The organism is Maribacter sp. R77961 (assembly GCF_044594925.1).
In the GTDB taxonomy this organism is placed as follows: Bacteria; Bacteroidota; Bacteroidia; order Flavobacteriales; family Flavobacteriaceae; genus Maribacter.
Genome location: NZ_CP138991.1, coordinates 2,345,212 through 2,363,034, shown reverse-complemented (window position 1 = coordinate 2,363,034; position 17,823 = coordinate 2,345,212). Strand labels below are relative to the sequence as shown.

The 17,823-nt window shown below is 37.6% G+C and carries 16 protein-coding genes; 5 read left to right on the top strand and 11 right to left on the bottom strand.

The window, feature by feature from the left end:
- Positions 1-18 precede the first annotated feature (18 nt).
- From asnS to rplM, 8 genes are all read right to left on the bottom strand, one after another.
- Complete coding sequence (asnS, locus tag SJY09_RS10360) at positions 19-1,452, bottom strand: asparagine--tRNA ligase (RefSeq protein WP_396635646.1); 1,434 nt, start codon at positions 1,450-1,452, stop codon at positions 19-21.
- 97 nt (positions 1,453-1,549) lie between these two features.
- Positions 1,550-3,937 carry an RND family transporter gene (locus SJY09_RS10355; protein ID WP_396635645.1) on the bottom strand — a complete coding sequence of 796 codons (2,388 nt, stop codon included), beginning with the start codon at positions 3,935-3,937 and terminating at the stop codon, positions 1,550-1,552.
- Between the two features lie 138 nt (positions 3,938-4,075).
- Positions 4,076-4,630, bottom strand: a complete 555-nt coding sequence (gene frr / locus SJY09_RS10350) for a ribosome recycling factor (RefSeq protein WP_396635644.1) — start codon at positions 4,628-4,630, stop codon at positions 4,076-4,078.
- Between the two features lie 43 nt (positions 4,631-4,673).
- Positions 4,674-5,381, bottom strand: coding sequence for a UMP kinase (gene pyrH / locus SJY09_RS10345; RefSeq protein ID WP_126592303.1), 708 nt, complete (start codon positions 5,379-5,381; stop codon positions 4,674-4,676).
- 622 nt (positions 5,382-6,003) lie between these two features.
- Positions 6,004-6,969: a translation elongation factor Ts gene (gene tsf, locus SJY09_RS10340; protein WP_396635643.1), complete on the bottom strand. Its 966-nt coding sequence runs from the start codon at positions 6,967-6,969 to the stop codon at positions 6,004-6,006.
- A 72-nt stretch (positions 6,970-7,041) separates the two neighbouring features.
- Positions 7,042-8,199 carry a 30S ribosomal protein S2 gene (gene rpsB, locus SJY09_RS10335; protein ID WP_396635642.1) on the bottom strand — a complete coding sequence of 386 codons (1,158 nt, stop codon included), beginning with the start codon at positions 8,197-8,199 and terminating at the stop codon, positions 7,042-7,044.
- A gap of 215 nt (positions 8,200-8,414) precedes the next feature.
- Positions 8,415-8,801: a 30S ribosomal protein S9 gene (gene rpsI / locus SJY09_RS10330; RefSeq protein ID WP_396635641.1), complete on the bottom strand. Its 387-nt coding sequence runs from the start codon at positions 8,799-8,801 to the stop codon at positions 8,415-8,417.
- On the bottom strand, positions 8,801-9,256 hold the full coding sequence (rplM, locus tag SJY09_RS10325; protein WP_396635640.1) for a 50S ribosomal protein L13: 456 nt from the start codon (positions 9,254-9,256) through the stop codon (positions 8,801-8,803). Before rplM ends, rpsI begins: the two co-directional genes overlap by 1 nt.
- 318 nt (positions 9,257-9,574) lie before the next feature.
- Between rplM and SJY09_RS10320 the strand changes: the two genes are divergently transcribed.
- Positions 9,575-10,075 carry a hypothetical protein gene (locus tag SJY09_RS10320; RefSeq protein WP_396635639.1) on the top strand — a complete coding sequence of 167 codons (501 nt, stop codon included), beginning with the start codon at positions 9,575-9,577 and terminating at the stop codon, positions 10,073-10,075.
- 154 nt (positions 10,076-10,229) lie between these two features.
- On the opposite strand, the gene SJY09_RS10315 is transcribed toward SJY09_RS10320, so the two are convergent.
- Positions 10,230-10,562 carry a T9SS type A sorting domain-containing protein gene (locus SJY09_RS10315; RefSeq protein ID WP_396635638.1) on the bottom strand — a complete coding sequence of 111 codons (333 nt, stop codon included), beginning with the start codon at positions 10,560-10,562 and terminating at the stop codon, positions 10,230-10,232.
- A 332-nt stretch (positions 10,563-10,894) separates the two neighbouring features.
- Between SJY09_RS10315 and SJY09_RS10310 the strand changes: the two genes are divergently transcribed.
- Positions 10,895-11,455, top strand: coding sequence for a hypothetical protein (locus SJY09_RS10310; protein ID WP_396635637.1), 561 nt, complete (start codon positions 10,895-10,897; stop codon positions 11,453-11,455).
- Between the two features lie 53 nt (positions 11,456-11,508).
- On the opposite strand, the gene polA is transcribed toward SJY09_RS10310, so the two are convergent.
- Positions 11,509-14,343 carry a DNA polymerase I gene (polA, locus tag SJY09_RS10305; RefSeq protein ID WP_396635636.1) on the bottom strand — a complete coding sequence of 945 codons (2,835 nt, stop codon included), beginning with the start codon at positions 14,341-14,343 and terminating at the stop codon, positions 11,509-11,511.
- A 48-nt stretch (positions 14,344-14,391) separates the two neighbouring features.
- The gene (locus SJY09_RS10300; protein ID WP_396635635.1) at positions 14,392-15,384 is read right to left on the bottom strand and encodes an isoaspartyl peptidase/L-asparaginase family protein; all 993 of its coding nucleotides are present in this window, start codon (positions 15,382-15,384) and stop codon (positions 14,392-14,394) included.
- A gap of 40 nt (positions 15,385-15,424) precedes the next feature.
- Here SJY09_RS10300 and SJY09_RS10295 point away from each other — a divergent pair, with 40 nt between their 5' ends.
- The 3 genes from SJY09_RS10295 (at position 15,425) to SJY09_RS10285 (ending at position 17,821) form a co-directional block, all read left to right on the top strand.
- The gene (locus tag SJY09_RS10295; RefSeq protein ID WP_396635634.1) at positions 15,425-16,147 is read left to right on the top strand and encodes a copper homeostasis protein CutC; all 723 of its coding nucleotides are present in this window, start codon (positions 15,425-15,427) and stop codon (positions 16,145-16,147) included.
- Positions 16,148-16,202: 55 nt separating this feature from the next.
- Entirely contained in the window at positions 16,203-17,432 is a 1,230-nt protein-coding gene (locus tag SJY09_RS10290) for a metallophosphoesterase (RefSeq protein WP_396635633.1), read from the top strand.
- A 92-nt stretch (positions 17,433-17,524) separates the two neighbouring features.
- Positions 17,525-17,821 carry a thioredoxin family protein gene (locus SJY09_RS10285; protein WP_396635632.1) on the top strand — a complete coding sequence of 99 codons (297 nt, stop codon included), beginning with the start codon at positions 17,525-17,527 and terminating at the stop codon, positions 17,819-17,821.
- Positions 17,822-17,823: the final 2 nt, after the last annotated feature.

Sequence of the window (17,823 nt, the reverse complement as noted above, 5' to 3'; positions counted from 1 at the left end):
AAAAATAATCAATTGCGTTTAAAATTCAGCATTTTGAGGAGTTCTCGGGAAAGGAATAACATCTCGGATATTTCCCATTCCGGTAGCGAATAGAACGAGTCTTTCAAAACCTAGGCCAAAACCACTGTGAACTGCAGTACCGAATTTTCGTAAATCAAGATACCACCAAAGTTCTTCTTCGGGAATATCTAATGCGGCCATTTTTTCTTTAAGCACATCTAAACGTTCTTCTCTTTGAGAGCCACCTACAATTTCACCGATGCCAGGGAATAGTATATCCATAGCCCTTACGGTTTTACCATCTTCGTTTAAGCGCATATAAAATGCCTTTATTTTAGCTGGATAATCAAATAAAATTACAGGACATTTAAAATGCTTTTCTACAAGATAGCGTTCGTGCTCGCTTTGAAGGTCCGCACCCCATTCATTAATAGGATATTTGAATTTCTTCTTTTTGTTGGGTTTACTATTGCGAAGAATGTCTATTGCTTCTGTATAGGTAACTCTTTTAAAATTGTTCTCCGAGATAAATTTAAGTTTCTCTATCAAAGCCATTTCGCTGCGTTCTGCTTGGGGTTTGGTTTTTTCTTCATCCAACAGGCGCTTTTCCAAAAATTGTAAATCCTCTTGACAGTGCTCTAGAATATAGCTGATGACACTTTTGATGAAGTCTTCCGCCAAATCCATATTATCGTTTAAATCAAAAAATGCCATCTCCGGTTCTATCATCCAAAACTCAGCAAGGTGTCTAGAGGTATTTGAATTTTCCGCTCTAAAAGTAGGACCAAAAGTATATACTTTTCCTAAGGCCATGGCATAGGCCTCCGCCTCTAGCTGTCCTGAAACCGTTAGATTGGTCTCCTTTCCAAAAAAATCCTCTTTGTGGTCAACGTCTCCGTTTTCCGTTAGCGGTGGATTCTTTTCATTTAATGTTGTTACACGAAACATTTCACCTGCACCTTCAGCATCGGAACCGGTAATTATGGGCGCATGAAAATAATAAAAACCATTGTCACGGAAATATTGATGTACCGCAAATGCTAGTGCGGAACGAACGCGCATTACTGCTGAAAAGGTGTTGGTTCTTGCTCTTAAATGCGCTTTCTCACGTAAAAATTCTAAAGAGTGTTTTTTAGGTTGAATGGGATATACTTCGGGGTCCGCGTTGCCGTGCACGTATATATTATTAACCTGAATCTCCACACTTTGTCCACGACCTTGGCTCTCTACCAATGTTCCTGAAATACGCAGTGCACTACCCGTATTTATTTGTTTTAGAACAGCTTCGTCAATTTTTTCAAAATCTACTACGCATTGTATATTATTTAATGTGGAGCCATCATTTAGAGCAATGAAACGATTACTTCTAAATGTTCTGACCCAACCGTTGATGGTTACTTCTTGTAGTAAATCCTTTCCTGAAAGGAGGTCTTTTATGCTTGCTGAACGCATTTTAAGTGTATTGAATGTTAAAGGTCAAAGATAATCCTTTGCTCAAAAAAATGAAGGAATACTTAGTCTAAAAAGGAAGTTTTAGAACCAAATCAAATTAAACGGTGTCCTCTCCTTTTGGTAGGATATCTATTTGTGGTTTTTTAAGCACTTCCTTATTGGCTATACTCTTCTCCAAGGATAATAAAAGAGATGGTAATAGAATAAGATTGGCCAGCATGGCAAAAAGTAAGGTCGCAGATACTAAAGAGCCCAGGGCTACTGTTCCTCCGAAATTGGAAATAACGAAAACGGAAAAACCAAAAAATAATACGATGGAGGTGTAAAACATACTTACGCCAGTTTCCCGCAATGCCGCGTAAACCGATTTTTCTATCTTCCATTTGCTAGAAGTGAGCTCTTGCCGGTATTTGGCTAAAAAGTGTATGGTGTCGTCAACGGAAATTCCAAAAGCAATGCTAAATACAAGTATGGTAGATGGTTTTATAGGAACGCCGACAAAACCCATTATCCCCGCTGTTACCAATAGCGGTAATAAATTAGGGATTAAGGAAATGATAATCATCCTAAAAGAACGAAATAGGTAGGCCATAAATAATGCTATAAGACCTATTGCCAATGCTAAGGACATTATTAAATTTTTGACTAAGTACTTGGTCCCTTTTAAGAATAGTAGGGCACTTCCTGTCATGTAAACAGTGTACCTTTCCTTTGGAAATATTTTCGCTATATTTTCCAAGAGACGTTGTTCAATTTCCTCCATACGGTCTGTTTTCACATCGCGCATAAAAGTGGTCATTCTTGCCGTTTGTCCCGTAGTATCAACAAAGCTTTTTAAAAGATTGCCATTGTCAGACGATTTTCTGGCAACATCCATTATAAATGTATTTTCTTGGCTCGTCGGTAATTGATAGTATTTGGGAATACCATTATAAAATGCCTGCTTAGAATATTTTACCAAATTAACTACCGAAACTGGTTTGGATAGCTCTGGTATTTCTTCTACTACAGCGCCTAGCCTGTCTATTCTTTTTAGGGTTGCGGGTTTCAGTACACCTTTTGGACTTTTAGTATCTACTACTATTTCTACGGGCATTATACCGTCGAATTCTTCCTCAAAAAAGCGAATATCCTTAAAAAATTCAGCATTCTTGGGCATATCTTCTATAGGGCTACCAGAAATATCAATTTGGTAAATACCTATGATACTGACCACTAGTAGGGCAATAGATACGATATATACGGCAACTCTTTGATTTCTAACGATACCTTCCATCCAACTTACAAAAGCATCAATCCATCTTTTGTTCAGATGCCTTAGATGTTTGGTCTTTGGGAGGGACATAAAACTATAAACAATAGGTATGATCAGAAGGGATAGTATAAAAATCCCAATGATGTTTATAGAGGCTACGATTCCGAATTCCTTAAGTAGTTTGCTATCTGTTATAATGAACGTTGCAAAACCGGAGGCCGTTGTCATATTGGTCATTAACGTTGCGTTGCCAATCTTGGAAATTACGCGTTGTAGGGATAATGCTTGGTTTCCGTGCTTCTTTACTTCTTGCTGATATTTGTTAATCAGGAAAATACAATTAGGAATACCAATAACAATGATTAATGGGGGAATCAATGCAGTTAAAACCGTTATTTCATACTGCAATAATCCAAGTATTCCAAAGGCCCACATTACACCAATGATAACTACGCACATAGAAATGATGGTTGCGCGTACACTTCGGAAGAAGAAAAAGAAAATTAGGGAAGTAACTCCTAAAGCTGCTAAAATAAACTTACCAATTTCATCAATGATATTTTGAGAATTCATGGTGCGGACGTAGGGCATACCGGATATGTGCACATCAAGACCGGTTTCCTCTTCAAAACTACTTACCAAATGTATCATGTCCTTTAGGATAAAATCCTTTCGAACACTGGTATTTACAATGTCCTTATCCAGATACATAACGGTGCGCAGGGTACGGCTTTCTTTATTATAAAGTAGATTGTCGTAGAACGGCATGTTATTGAACAAATGCCGCGTTATACTATCAATTTCAAATTGACTTTCTAATTCTTTTTTAAGTAAAGGCTGAAGGACAAATTCTTGTTTTTCATTATCCTTTATCAACTCTTGTAGATTATCTGTAGATAGTACAAAATCTACCTCAGGGAAAGCTCCTAATTGCTTGCTGAATTTATTCCAGCGCTTAAAATTGTTTGGCTGAAAGAGTGCGCTGTCTCTTACGGCCAGTACTACCGCGTTCCCTTCTTCACCAAATTGACTTAGAAAAGATTGATATTCTTGGTTTACAGGGTGGTCATCTGGTAACAAGTTGGCTTGGGAGCTGGAAAACCGCATATGTTGCCATTGCATACCTAGAAATACGGTAAAAGCGGCAACAAGCAGTAATATTACTACTCTGTTCCTAAGTATTATTCTAGCAGTCTTCGCCCAAAATCCTTGTGTAAGTTTTGCTACCATTCTTGTTTTTAGCCGAGTGCAAAGGTAACTAATGTGTATTAACGTACCTAAATTGGAGGTTTAAAAAGAATGGATATTTGGAAAAGCAAAAGCAGCCTATTGGGCTGCTTAATTTTCTAAAAATTTAATATAATTGTATTATACCTTCATTATCTCCGCTTCCTTTACACCGAGGAAATCATCTATTTTTTTTACGTAGGAATCGGTTAGTTCCTGAACATCTCCTGTGGCATTTTTTTCCAAATCCTCAGAGACCTCTAAATCTTTTATTTCCTTGTTCGCATCTTGCCTAGCGCTCCGCACACCTACCTTGGCATGTTCCGCCTCTGCCTTCGCTTGTTTAGTTAATTGAATTCTTCGCTCTTCAGTTAATGGTGGTACGTTGATAATAACCATATCGCCGTTGTTCATTGGATTAAAACCGAGATTAGAATTCATGATGGCTTTTTCTATTTCCTGCAACATGCCCTTTTCCCATGGTTGTACTGAAATTGTTCTACCATCAGGTGTGTTTACATTGGCAACTTGCGACAATGGCGTTTGTGAACCGTAATATTCTACCATGATAGAAGAAAGCATCGTAGGGCTCGCTTTTCCCGCACGTATTTTTACAAACTCACGTTCTAAATGCGCTATTGCTGCTTCCATACTTTCTTTGGCTGAATCTAGGACAAACTGTATTTCTTCGTTCATATTGAAATGTTTCTATATTATAATCACAAATTATACCAAAAATTTAAATGTTAACAGTAGTACCAATGGTTTCTCCCGCTACGATTTTTAAGAGATTCCCTCTTTTATTCATATCAAATACCACTATTGGTAATTCATTTTCTTGGCTTAAAGTAAATGCGGTTGTATCCATTACTTTTAGACCTTTTGTAAGCACGTCTTGGAAAGATATGGTATCAAATTTAGTAGCATCCTTATCTTTTTCTGGATCAGCGGTATAAATACCGTCTACTCTGGTTCCTTTTAAAATAACATCTGCTTCAATTTCAATTGCTCTAAGTACCGCTGCGGAATCTGTTGTAAAATAGGGGTTGCCTGTACCACCACCAAAAATGACTACCCTTCCCTTTTCTAAATGCCGCATTGCTCTTCTCCTAATAAAAGGTTCTGCTACTTCATTGATTTTTATTGCAGACTGCAGTCGTGTCTGTACATTTTGCATTTCAAGAGCGCTTTGTAAGGCTAGCCCATTTATAACTGTAGCGAGCATACCCATATGGTCACCTTGCACACGGTCCATGCCTGTAGCAGCACCTGCAAGACCTCTGAAAATGTTTCCGCCACCTATAACAATAGCTACTTGAATACCTTTGTCAACAACCTCCTTGATTTCCTCTGCATATTCACTAAGCCTTTTGGAGTCTATTCCATATTGCTTTTCGCCCATAAGGGCCTCACCACTTAGTTTTAAAAGTATTCTTTTGTATTGCATATTTATTTTCTTTCAAAGCAAAAATACTGAAAAATTTTGATGACAGAGAAGTGAAATGTTTACATTAAAGAGCATAATTCTTTCTAAGAAAATAACACGTAACCCTCATTTGTGATATCCTTATTGCCGGTACAGAATTGCATTATGGAGTACAATTTTTGGTTTGATCTATTTTGTGAAAGAACTTTCTTCAGAATTATTGTTTGTACGTTATTTTATGGTTGACGAGCAGATAAATTATTAATTGCTGTTGACTATATGGTAATTATAGCTTCCTAGGACTTGGTCAATTTAAATAATAGTAAGTTGAAAGGGGAAATTAAACTGGTGCTTTTGTATTGGATATCACTTTGGAATCTATTAGGCCAATAATCGTTAAAAGTGTTGCTTTGACTTCAAACACTATGGTTTGGATGGAAATCCATTACAATCGTAAAGTTTTAAGATAGAAGGATTGGTGGGTTCCACTACTGTGGAAGTTACCAAAATTATACTTGTGAAGGATACTTTTAAGGATTTTACTGAATTAACAAAAGCATGATTTAAGTGCTAATAATTTTAAATATTAAAAAACCCTTAAGGTTTTATCCTTAAGGGTTTTTAGTTTGAGTTAGTCTAATAATTATCCTACTGTAGCTCGTTTAAATCCTGTAACGGAAACATCTCCGTAAGATGCTACATAATCGGCAACACTTTTCTTTTCATCTTTGATGAAATTTTGATCAAGTAAACATTGCTCTTGATCTAAAGTAGTGTTGTCAGAAATGAATCGCTCCATTTTTCCTGGAAGTATTTTATCCCAAATTTGCTCTGGTTTTCCTTCTGCTTTTAACTGTGCTTTGGCATCTTCTTCAGCCTTGGCCATAACTTCGTCCGTTAATTGCGCCATGGAAATATACTGAGGAACATTTTTAAGCGTTTTTCCTAAACGGCCTAATTCTTCGTTGTCTTTTTCAATGACCGCAATTCTTGCTTCTGTTTCAGAAGCTACGAAGGCAGCATCAAAATCTTTATAAGAAAGGGTTGTTGCTCCCATAGAAGCAACTTGCATTGCTAAATCCTTAACTAAAACTTCAGCATTATCCACCTTTGACGATAAGCCAACAAGTGCCGCTATTTTGTTAATGTGAACGTAAGAGCCAACATAAGGTGCTTCTAATTTCTCAAAAGCTGTAATCTCCAGTTTTTCACCTATTACACCAGTTTGCTCTATCAATTTATCAGTAACGGTCATGCCTCCGAAATCAGCGGCTAGAAAGGCTTCTTTAGAAGTGTGATTCAAAGCAATTTCGGCAAGTTCGTTGGCTAAAGAAACAAAGTTTTCGTTTTTACCTACAAAATCTGTCTCACAACCCAATACTATAGCCACACCTGCGGTGTTGTCCGAATTAATTTTAGCTATTGCTGCTCCTTCAGAAGAATCTCTATCGGCTCTCTTGGCAGCAACTTTTTGTCCTTTTTTACGAAGAACTTCGATGGCTTTGTCAAAATCTCCTTCAGCCTCAACTAAAGCGTTTTTACAATCCATCATCCCAGCTCCTGTAGCTTTTCTCAATTTATTTACTTCTGCGGCGGTAATTTTTGCCATTGTCTTGTATTTTATAGTCCCTCATGAATGAGGACGCTGTTCTTATAATTTATTCAGTGTACGGAATTTTGCTTATTCAACGCCTCCCTTTACATTATCTTGCCATTCTTTTAACTCGTCCCATTTTTCATCAGCAGCCATCTGCGCTTGCTTGGACCAAGAGGTTGGGTCTAAATGAGCCATTCTAGAGCTCGCTTCTGTCAAAATTTCTTTCATCTTATCGGCATCAGCTTTTGCAACTGCAGCAAAAGTTCCAAGACCTGCATTAGTCAAGGCTTCTGCAGCTTTGGGGCCAACTCCTTCAATTTTCGTCAAGTCATCACCCTTTTCGGATTTTTTCTTTGCCTCTTTTTTAGGGGCTTCCTTTTTTTCTTCTGCTACAGCTTCTTTGGTGGCTTCAACATCAACTTTTACTTCTGTAGCTTTTGCTACAACAGGAGGTGCTTCAGTTTCAACTGTTGCTGGAGTCGGAGCTACTTTTTCTTTTTTAGGAGCTTCTTCTTTTTTGACATCTTTCTTTGCTTCTTTCTCTCCTTTTTCAGACTTACGTTCTGCAAGACCTTCTGCAACAGCATTAGTTACTTCTGTCATAATAATGTCGATAGATTTAGAGGCGTCATCGTTAGATGGAATCAAATAATCTACATCTCTTGGGTCGCAGTTGGTATCTACCATCGCAAAAATTGGAATGTTCAATTTCTGTGCTTCTTTAACCGCAATGTGCTCGCGCATGGTATCTACTATAAATAAGGCACCAGGTAAACGTGTCATCTCAGAGATGGAACCTAAGTTTTTCTCCAACTTAGCACGTAAACGGTCTACCTGTAAACGTTCTTTCTTAGAAAGTGTAAGGAAAGTACCATCCTTTTTCATTCTATCGATCATAGCCATTTTCTTAACAGCTTTTCTGATAGTAACAAAATTGGTCAGCATACCACCTGGCCATCTTTCTGTAATGTATGGCATATTAACATTTGCCGCTTTTTCAGCAACGATGTCCTTTGCCTGTTTTTTAGTAGCTACGAAAAGAATTTTACGACCAGATGCGGCAATTTTGCTCAAGGCTTCGTTAGCCTCGTCCATTTTTGCAACTGTTTTGTAAAGGTTGATTACGTGGATTCCGTTACGCTCCATGTAGATGTAAGGAGCCATGTTGGGATTCCACTTTCTGGTAAGGTGTCCAAAATGTACACCTGCTTCTAATAATTGTTTTACTTCGACTTTCGCCATTTTAAATTTAGTTTACGTTCTTTTGAATTAGCAATGCTGAAGTGGTATTTCATATGTAACGAAAAGCCTTCACCATTTAGATGCTAAACTAATTTACCTTAATTCTTAGTTAGAATTCAAGGATTTTTAATTGTTCCTTAAATGGAACTTTCAATGAACTAGTTAAAAAATATAATAAAGGTGCTTCCCGAAAGAAGCACCTGATAAATTCGTGATTAACGTTTAGAGAACTGGAATTTCTTACGGGCTTTCTTCTGACCGAATTTCTTACGCTCTACCATTCTTGGATCTCTAGTTAATAGACCCTCTGGTTTAAGTGTAATTCTGTTTTCGGCATCGATTTCACAGATTGCTCTTGAAATAGCCAATCTAATAGCTTCAGCTTGTCCAGTGATTCCACCACCGTATACATTAACTTTTACATCGTACGTATCGTCCGTACCTGTTAATGTAAAAGGTTGCTTTACTTTGTACTGTAATGTTGCAGTTGGGAAATAATCGTTTAAATCCTTGTTATTTATTACAATATTACCTTTTCCTTCAGAAAGATAAATTCTGGCTACCGCCGTTTTTCTTCTTCCAATTTTGTGAATAATATCCATTACTTAAGGTCTTTTAAATTAACCGCGGTCGGTTTCTGTGCTTCTTGTCCGTGCTCCGTGCCAGCATATACTTTTAGATTTCTAAAAAGGTCTGCTCCTAATCTGTTTTTAGGTAACATTCCTTTTACAGCTCTCTCTACAATACTTGCAGGATTTTTATCTAATAGCTCTCTTGCAGTTGTTGATCTTTGTCCGCCCGGATAACCTGTGTATCTAAGGTATTCCTTGTCGGTCCATTTGTTACCGCTAAGTGTTACCTTTTCTGCATTAATAATAACCACATTGTCACCACAATCCACGTGTGGTGTAAAATTTGGTTTGTGCTTTCCTCTTAACAAATTAGCGACTTTAGAAGACAAACGTCCTAAAGCTTCTCCCTCGGCATCTACTAATAACCAACGCTTATCTACATTGGTTTTATTGGCCGAAATGGTTTTGTAACTTAATGTATCCACTACTGCTATTTTTAACTATTAATGTAATCAATCCCGTTAAACGGGGTGCAAATGTACACTAATAAAGTGTAATTGCAAATAGTTAGTTCTTATTATTTTATAGATTTTCTTGACTTTCTTTTCGGTAGTTCTTAAAATGATTGAGACATCTATTTTCAATTTATCCAAAGAAGTTATTTTGTTTCGCATGTTGGGTTCTAGCTTTTTTAAATGATATGGTTTTCAATATAATTACTACTATCATTCATTAAAAGGCGGCAAACGAAATAATATGTTGTATTCTTCGTTTTAAAACATTGATAATCAAAACTAAGAATAATGTTAAAGAAAATATGTAGCTCTATAGCACTTGTGTCGTTATTATTTTCCTGTAGTTCAGATAAGGATTCGGATAGTATGGATACTTCACCAAGCGCTATCATCGGTACGTGGGACGCAACGGAACTTGTCATTGACAACAATACTGCTAGTGACGACGCTAAATTTGGGAAACAGATATTAGATTTCCTTACGAATGAGGATTGTTATATTATAACCTTGCAGTTTAATGAGGATTTAACGGCTGAGGCTTCTAATGGGGCTAATTTTGTTGAAGTAAACGCCACCGCAAATGGTTTGGATGTTCCTTGCCCTACAGAATCTGATACTGAATCCAGTACCTATACCTTTGATGGAAGTGTTGTAAGTATTGTAGATATGAGCGGAGAAACAATTAATGTAGATGTGAGTATTCAAGGCGATTTAATGACTGTTGATGCTGCGGATTTAGAAATTCCCAATTTTGATGATAGTGGAGAGTTGATTTTTAGAAGAAGATAACGCAATGATACCATGTATAAGCGGTCCTCTTTCATTCAAAGAGGACCGTTTATTTTTATTGACAGCGTCAAAGTGAATAATACCTCGAGACTTGCCTAAAAACTCAATGTTCGTTCCTAAAGAATATATCATGAGCCTAACTAGAGGAAATTTATTATTGTTTGTAAAACTTTGTTTGTACTTTCTGTTCAAGTGATTGAATGGAGATAACATAAATTCCCTTCTGTAAATTGGCGACAGGTATGCTCAATGCTTTATTCTTTATTTCCCAAAGGTGCCGCAACGCCACATTACCATATACATCTGCTACTACGATTGATGCATTTTTTGAATTTTGAAGTCCCAATACATTGATAATATTCGTGGCAGGATTTGGAAAAACTTTTACACGCTCGTTCTGCATTGTAGAAGTTTCTTTATTGGATTGTGCTAATCCAGACCCGCCAAAGAGAAATGATAGTAAAACGAGCGAAATATAATTCTTCATAATAGAATCTAGGTCATTTAAATAGTATAAGAATAGTCTATATGCAACGGATATAGAGATATATTAGTGCATTTTTTAAGAATGTTTAACAGTAAAAATGACTGATATTCAAATGATTGCTACTGTTTTTTGTAGTATTTGAAGAGATGCATTGGTTAGTTTGTTGAAGCTTAAAATCTTGGTGCTCATTATAAAAAGTGTTATAAATTAACTTCATGATGCTATTGAGATTATAATGAGGTTAATATTGCATGTGTACTGGATAATTTTGAAGTAGTTTGGGAGGTTCATAGTTACATAATTTTGCAGTGTATAATTAAATACAATGTATTATGGAAAAAACAAGATTTTATCCACCAGTATGGGCTACGGCACCATTTACTTATGATGTAGTAAGACAATGGTATGTTCATGACAAGAGTGTAAAAGAACTAGTTCTAAAAAATGCCTTCTTAGAAAGTTATGAAGTTTCTGAACTGGATTTGAACATTACAAAGCTAGCAGTTATAGATACGGATGGTAACGAGCAACCTATCATCGATTTCCCTGGTCAAAATTCGGTCAAGATTAAAGGAATGTCCTCGGGCCATTTTTTAAAGTCTTCCGATATTGTTTCTTGGAAGCCAGGAACCTACAGTATTTTACGGGTATATTTTGATAAGGAAAATATGGAATTCATTCAAGGTGATGGTACTGTAAAAACAGTATCTCGTTTTGATTATTTTGATTTTACTTTGGAGAAGGAACTTACGCTTACTAAAAGTGAAGAAACGGAAATAAAACTATGGTTCGATTTGGCTCCAAAACGGGGTAATAATCTATTTAGATTATTTAATGATTGGATTAAAAGAAAGAAAGAGCTATTACCAAGATTGGCCAGTGATTTAGGATAGGAGTTTTATAACTTTTAACTGAAAAGGCATCCAATAGGATGCCTTTTTAATTCTTAATGTGCTTCTAGCCAATTTACGCCTAGCCCAACTTCCACATCCAAAGGAACGGCAATCGTGTAAGCATTTTCCATTTCATGCTTAATGAGTGATTTAAGTTCTTCTAACTCGGGTCTGTAGATGTCAAAAACCAATTCATCATGTACTTGCAGTAGCATTTTGGATTTGTAGTTACCTTGCTCTAATTTATTATGGATGTTGATCATTGCAATTTTAATGATATCTGCTGCACTTCCCTGTATGGGGGCGTTTACGGCATTCCTTTCTGCTGCACCACGTACTATGGCGTTACTACCGTTGATGTCCTTTAAGTACCTTCGTCTTCCGAGTACGGTTTGTACATAGCCATTATCACGAGCAAAATCTACTTGCTCACCCATGTAGTTCCTGAGTTTTGGGTAGGTCTTGTAGTAGGTATCTATGAGCTCTTTTGCCTCGGAACGTGATAAATCTGTTTGGTTGCTTAATCCAAATGCGGAAACACCATAAATAATACCAAAGTTCACCGTTTTTGCGTTACTACGTTGTTCTCTGGTTACTTCATTAATGGGTACGTTAAATACCTTGGAGGCCGTAGAGGCGTGAATATCCTCTCCGTTTTTAAAGGCCTCTATCATAGTGGTTTCTTCACTCAATGCAGCAATGATTCGTAGTTCTATTTGAGAATAATCCGCAGCGAGTAGTATATGGTCTTCGTTTCTGGGAACAAAGGCTTTTCTTACCTGCCGCCCACGTTCTGTCCTTATAGGAATATTCTGCAAATTTGGATTGTTACTACTAAGGCGACCGGTTGCGGCTACGGTTTGCATATAATCGGTATGTACTCGACCGGTCGTAGGTTCAACTTGTTCGGGAAGTGCATCTACATAAGTACTTTTCAATTTTGCAAGACCTCGGTAATCTAGAACGTTCTGAATAATCTCATGGTCTTTTGCAAGATAAGAAAGTACATCTTCTGCTGTAGAATATTGCCCTGTTTTAGTCTTTTTGGGTTTGTCCACTAGCTTTAATTTGTTGAACAGAATTTCTCCTAACTGTTTGGGTGACCCAATATTGAATTCTTCCTCTGCATCTTCATAAATCTTTTTTTCCAAGGAGGTGATGTCATTGTTCAAATCCGAAGAAAGGGAGTTTAAGAATTCCTTATCCAGATTAATGCCCTCTAATTCCATATCCGCTAAGACACGCAGCAACGGGATTTCAATATCTTGAAATAATTTTTCAGTATTCGCCGACTTTAATTCTGGCTTAAAGTGTTTTGCAAGTTGAAATGTGATATCTGCATCTTCCACCGCATATTCTGTTTGCTGTTCTAAAGGAACATCGCGCATACTTAACTGGTTCTTCCCTTTTTTGCCAATCAATTCTGTAATGGAAACAGGGGTGTAATTAAGGTAGGTTTCTGCAAGAACATCCATATTATGGCGCATATCAGGATTAATAAGGTAGTGCGCTAACATGGTATCAAAAAGCTTGCCTTTGACAGGGATGTTGTATTTGGCGAGCACCTTAATATCATACTTAAGATTTTGACCTATTTTTTCTATTTCTCCAGATTCAAAGAAGGGGCGAAGTTCTTCGATTAAGTTTTGTGCTTCATTTTGATCAGCAGGAAAAGGAACATAAAATCCTTTGGTTGCTTCCCATGAAAAAGCGATACCTACCAATTCGGCGGTTAGCGGGTCCAATCCAGTGGTTTCGGTATCGAAACATACTGACGTCTGTTTCATTAAATTTTGTAGAAACAATTTCATGGCCATACCCGGAGCAATACTTTGGTAAGCATGTGAGATATCCTTTATGGTGTTTCTTCTAGAACTATCCTTTATTGTTGCCGGTGATGCTCCATCACCTCCAAAAAGAGAAAATTGTCCGCTTCCTGCTGGCGTGTTGACTTTTTTAGCCGTTTCTGTACCGGTGACTTGCGTCTGATTTTCCTGAGTCTCTCCAGAGAAAATTTTTATAAACTGATCTTTAAGCCTCCGGAATTCTAGTTCTTCAAAGATTTCCTGAACTTTTTCATTATCCGGAACGGACATCTCATAGTCCTTGGCATCAAAAGTAACATCACAATCTATACAAATCGTGGCCAATTTTTTAGATAGTAAGCCAAGTTCTTTATTGGCTTCTACCTTCTCCTTTATCTTACCTTTTAATTTATCGGTGTTGGCCAAAAGGCCTTCCATGGAATCAAATTCTTGAATGAATTTTTTGGCGGTTTTATCTCCCACACCGGGCAGTCCAGGGATATTGTCACTAGCATCGCCCATCATTCCTAAATAGTCTATGACCTGTTCGGGACGCTCTACTCCAAAACGTTTTTGTATTTCGGGAATTCCCCAAATTTCAATGCCATTACCCATTCTTGCAGGACGGTACATGAAAATATTTTCAGATACCAACTGCCCAAAATCCTTATCGGGGGTTACCATAAATACTTTATAATCTTCTTTTTCTGCCTGTTTGGCCAACGTTCCAATAATATCATCTGCCTCCCAACCTTCTAAAACAACCGAGGGGATGTGCATTGCTTTTAGAATATTTTGTATGTAGGGTACTGCTATTCTAATAGCATCTGGAGTTTCATCTCTATTTGCTTTGTATTCTGGAAATAGCTCTGTGCGTTCCGCGCTTCCTCCCTTATCGAAACAAACGGCCAGATGATCCGGCTTCTCTCTTTTTATTACGTCAAAAAGCGAATTCATAAACCCCATTATCGCAGAGGTGTCCATGCCTTTGGAATTAATTCTCGGATTTTTGATTAAAGCATAGTATCCACGAAAAATAAGTGCATATGCATCTAGTAAAAAGAGTCTTTTTTGATCGGCCATTAGTTGAAATTAAATGTGGGGTTAAAAATACAAAGTTTGATTTGAATGCTAGGATAAAAACGATTTGGAAGGATTGTTTACATGACCTTCTTCCGAATAGGTTCTATAGGTAAATCCTGGTTGAATACAATAGCCGCCAGTTTCTCCTTTTTTGTTGATGGCGATAAAGCCAATTTGAAAATCGTTACGGCCTTCGTTCCTTGCCATAATACGTTTAACGCCTTCCTCGCATGCTTCTTGTGGTGATTTTCCTTGCCGCATTAATTCAACGATTAAGAAACTCCCAACCGTACGCACTACTTCCTCTCCAACACCTGTTGCTGTGGCGCCTCCTATTTCATTATCTACAAAGAGCCCCGCGCCGATTATGGGTGAATCTCCAACTCTGCCAGCCATTTTGTAGGCCATGCCGCTAGTAGTGCATCCACCAGAAATATCACCATTTTTGTCAATGGCCAACATGCCAATGGTATCATGATTTTCAATATTGATAATGGGTTTGTATTCGGATGTCTGCTTCCACTCTAGCCATTCTTTTTTTGATTGTTCGGTTAGTAAATTCACCTTTTCAAAACCCTTCTCGTAAGCAAACTGTTCCGCACCTTGTCCTGCTAACATTACATGTGGTGTGTCTTCCATTACTTTACGTGCTACAGATATAGGATTGGCAATATTCTGCAGGGCCAGCACCGCGCCACAGTTGCCGTCCTTATCCATAATGCAAGCGTCAAGTGTAACATTTCCGTCCCTATCCGGTCTACCTCCTGTTCCTACGGTTTGATTGTTACGGTCATCCTCTTCTACCATAACGCCCTGTTCAATGGCATCTAGGGAGTTTCCTCCTACGCTCAAAACTTCCCAAGCCTTTGCAGAGGCATTTAAAAAATTCCAGGTACATATGACAATTGGACGAATAAATGATGGCTCCTCTCTTTTAATAGTTGGTATCACTTTTTCTTCTTTGCAGGAAGCTAAAAGGCTAGTGGAAATAAGCCCTGCTGTAGCGGCACTTGAATTTTTAAGAAACTTTCTTCTTTTCATAGTAAGGGTTGTTTACTTTTAGGAGATTAAATATAAGTATATGCTCGTAGAAATTTGTGCCAATTCTTTAGAATCTGCCCTTAATGCTGAAGAGGCGGGAGCGGATAGGATTGAACTGTGTTCTGAACTGGCGGTTGGCGGAATTACACCTTCCTACGGTCTTCTAAAGGCGGTACGGGAAAGGATTTCCATACCGGTACATGTATTGGTACGCCCCAGAAGCGGTGATTTTACTTTTTCTGATGCGGCCTTTGAAATTATGAGGAGGGATATTGAAATATGTAAGGAATTGGGCTTTGAGGGCATTGTTTCTGGAGTTTTACATGCTGATTTTACCTTGGATATTGAAAGAACCCAAAAACTAGTATCTTTCTCTAAAGGGATGAATTTTACTTTTCATAGGGCTTTTGATTGGGTGAAAAACCCGCTGATAGTTTTGAAAGAGCTAGAGCAAATGGGAGTACAGTATATCTTAACCTCAGGACAGCGGACATCTGCAATTGAAGGGATAAATCTCTTAAGTGAGTTAAGCCAAACCAGTACTACTTGTATTATAATGCCAGGCGCTGGAGTTAAAGAATCTAATGTAGCAGTGTTCCGTGAAAAAGGATTTAAGGCAGTTCACCTTTCTGGAACAAAGTTTCACAGGACCTTGAAAGAACAACCTTCGGTATCCATGAACTCTGCTTCGTTTTTAAGCGATGACCATATAGCTATTTCTAGTAGGGAAGCTATTGCGGCCGTTGTAAAGAAGGTTAAATAAAACGCAAAAGAGCAGCTTTATCACTTTTCAAAAAATATCTTTGTAAAAAACACTTATGCTACGTTGGATTGTTTTTATCGCTATTTATATGGGTCTCAGTATTTATGTGCTGCAAGCTCTTAAGACCGTGGTTAGGCAGCCTTGGTGGTATTATTTGTATATCACTATAGCTTTGGCTGTATTGGTGAATTTTATTTATCAATTTACAGCTGGTGAAGAAGTAGGCCGTGTTTTAAGTGTTCCTAAAAGTTATGCATTTGGATTTTTGCTTACAATACTTACCTTTAAGATAATTACAATATTCTTTCTCTTCTCGGAAGATATTTTTCGAATTGTAACAGGCCTTTATCAAAAGATTTTTGGTGCTTCACGAGAATTTAGTTTGCCACAACGTAGACGTTTCTTGAGTATAATTGCCTTAGGTATCGCTGCAATACCTTTTGGGGCATTACTGTATGGCATGTTTAAAGGCAAGTACAATTTTAAGGTACTAAAGTATGATTTGGAGTTCGATGATTTACCGGACGACTTCAATGGATATCAAATTACGCAAATATCTGATATTCATAGTGGTAGTTTTGATAATAGAAAGAAAATTGAGTACGCAATAGATTTGATTAATCAACAAAAGAGCGATGCCATTCTTTTTACTGGAGATATGGTTAATAATAAAACGGAAGAGATGAGGCCTTGGGCAGATTTATTCGCCACTCTAGAGGCTAAAGATGGCAAGTTTTCCGTTTTGGGAAATCATGATTATGGAGATTATATTCCATGGGAGACAGAAGCTTTAAAAAGTAAGAATCTGCAGGATTTGAAGGATTTGCAAAAAGAGATGGGTTTTGATCTGTTGTTGAACGAACATCGGTATCTGAAAAAGGGTAAGGATAAGATTGCGCTCGTTGGCGTAGAGAATTGGGGAAAAGGTGGTTTTAAAAAGGCCGGTGATCTTAAAAAAGCAACCGCTTTAATAGATAAAGATGATTTTAAGATTTTAATGAGCCATGACCCTTCTCATTGGGAAGAGGAAGTCATTCATGACGATAAGCACTTTCATCTGACACTTAGTGGTCATACTCATGGTATGCAATTTGGAATTGAGATACCGGGGTGGATAAAATGGAGTCCTGTAAAGTGGCGGTATAAGTACTGGGCAGGTATTTATAGTGAATTAGGTCAATTTATCAATGTTAATAGAGGTTTTGGCTTCTTGGGTTATCCGGGAAGAGTGGGTATTTGGCCAGAAATTACCGTCATTACCTTAAAAAAGAAAGCCTTAACATGATTTTAACCCTATGGATAGGCTACAAATAAGCCCATAGAACTAGTATTTTAACAATTTTTATTACATTTGGCGAATAAAGAAATGCCGATTATATGTCTAAATTTGGTGAACTTATAGATTTAAATGTTCCTGTGCTGTTAGATTTCTATGCAGAATGGAATGAACAGTCCACTGCAATGCATGCTGTGCTTAGAGATGTTGCCGCTGCCCTAGGTGATAAGGGTAAGGTAATTAAGATTGATGTGGATAAGAATAAAGAGCTTTCTCAGGCATTACGTGTTAAAGGCCTTCCTACGCTTATGATCTACAAAAAAGGGGAGATGGTTTGGAGACAAAGCGGTGAACAAGACGCCAATACGCTTATTGGTATTCTTAACGAATACGCTTAAAC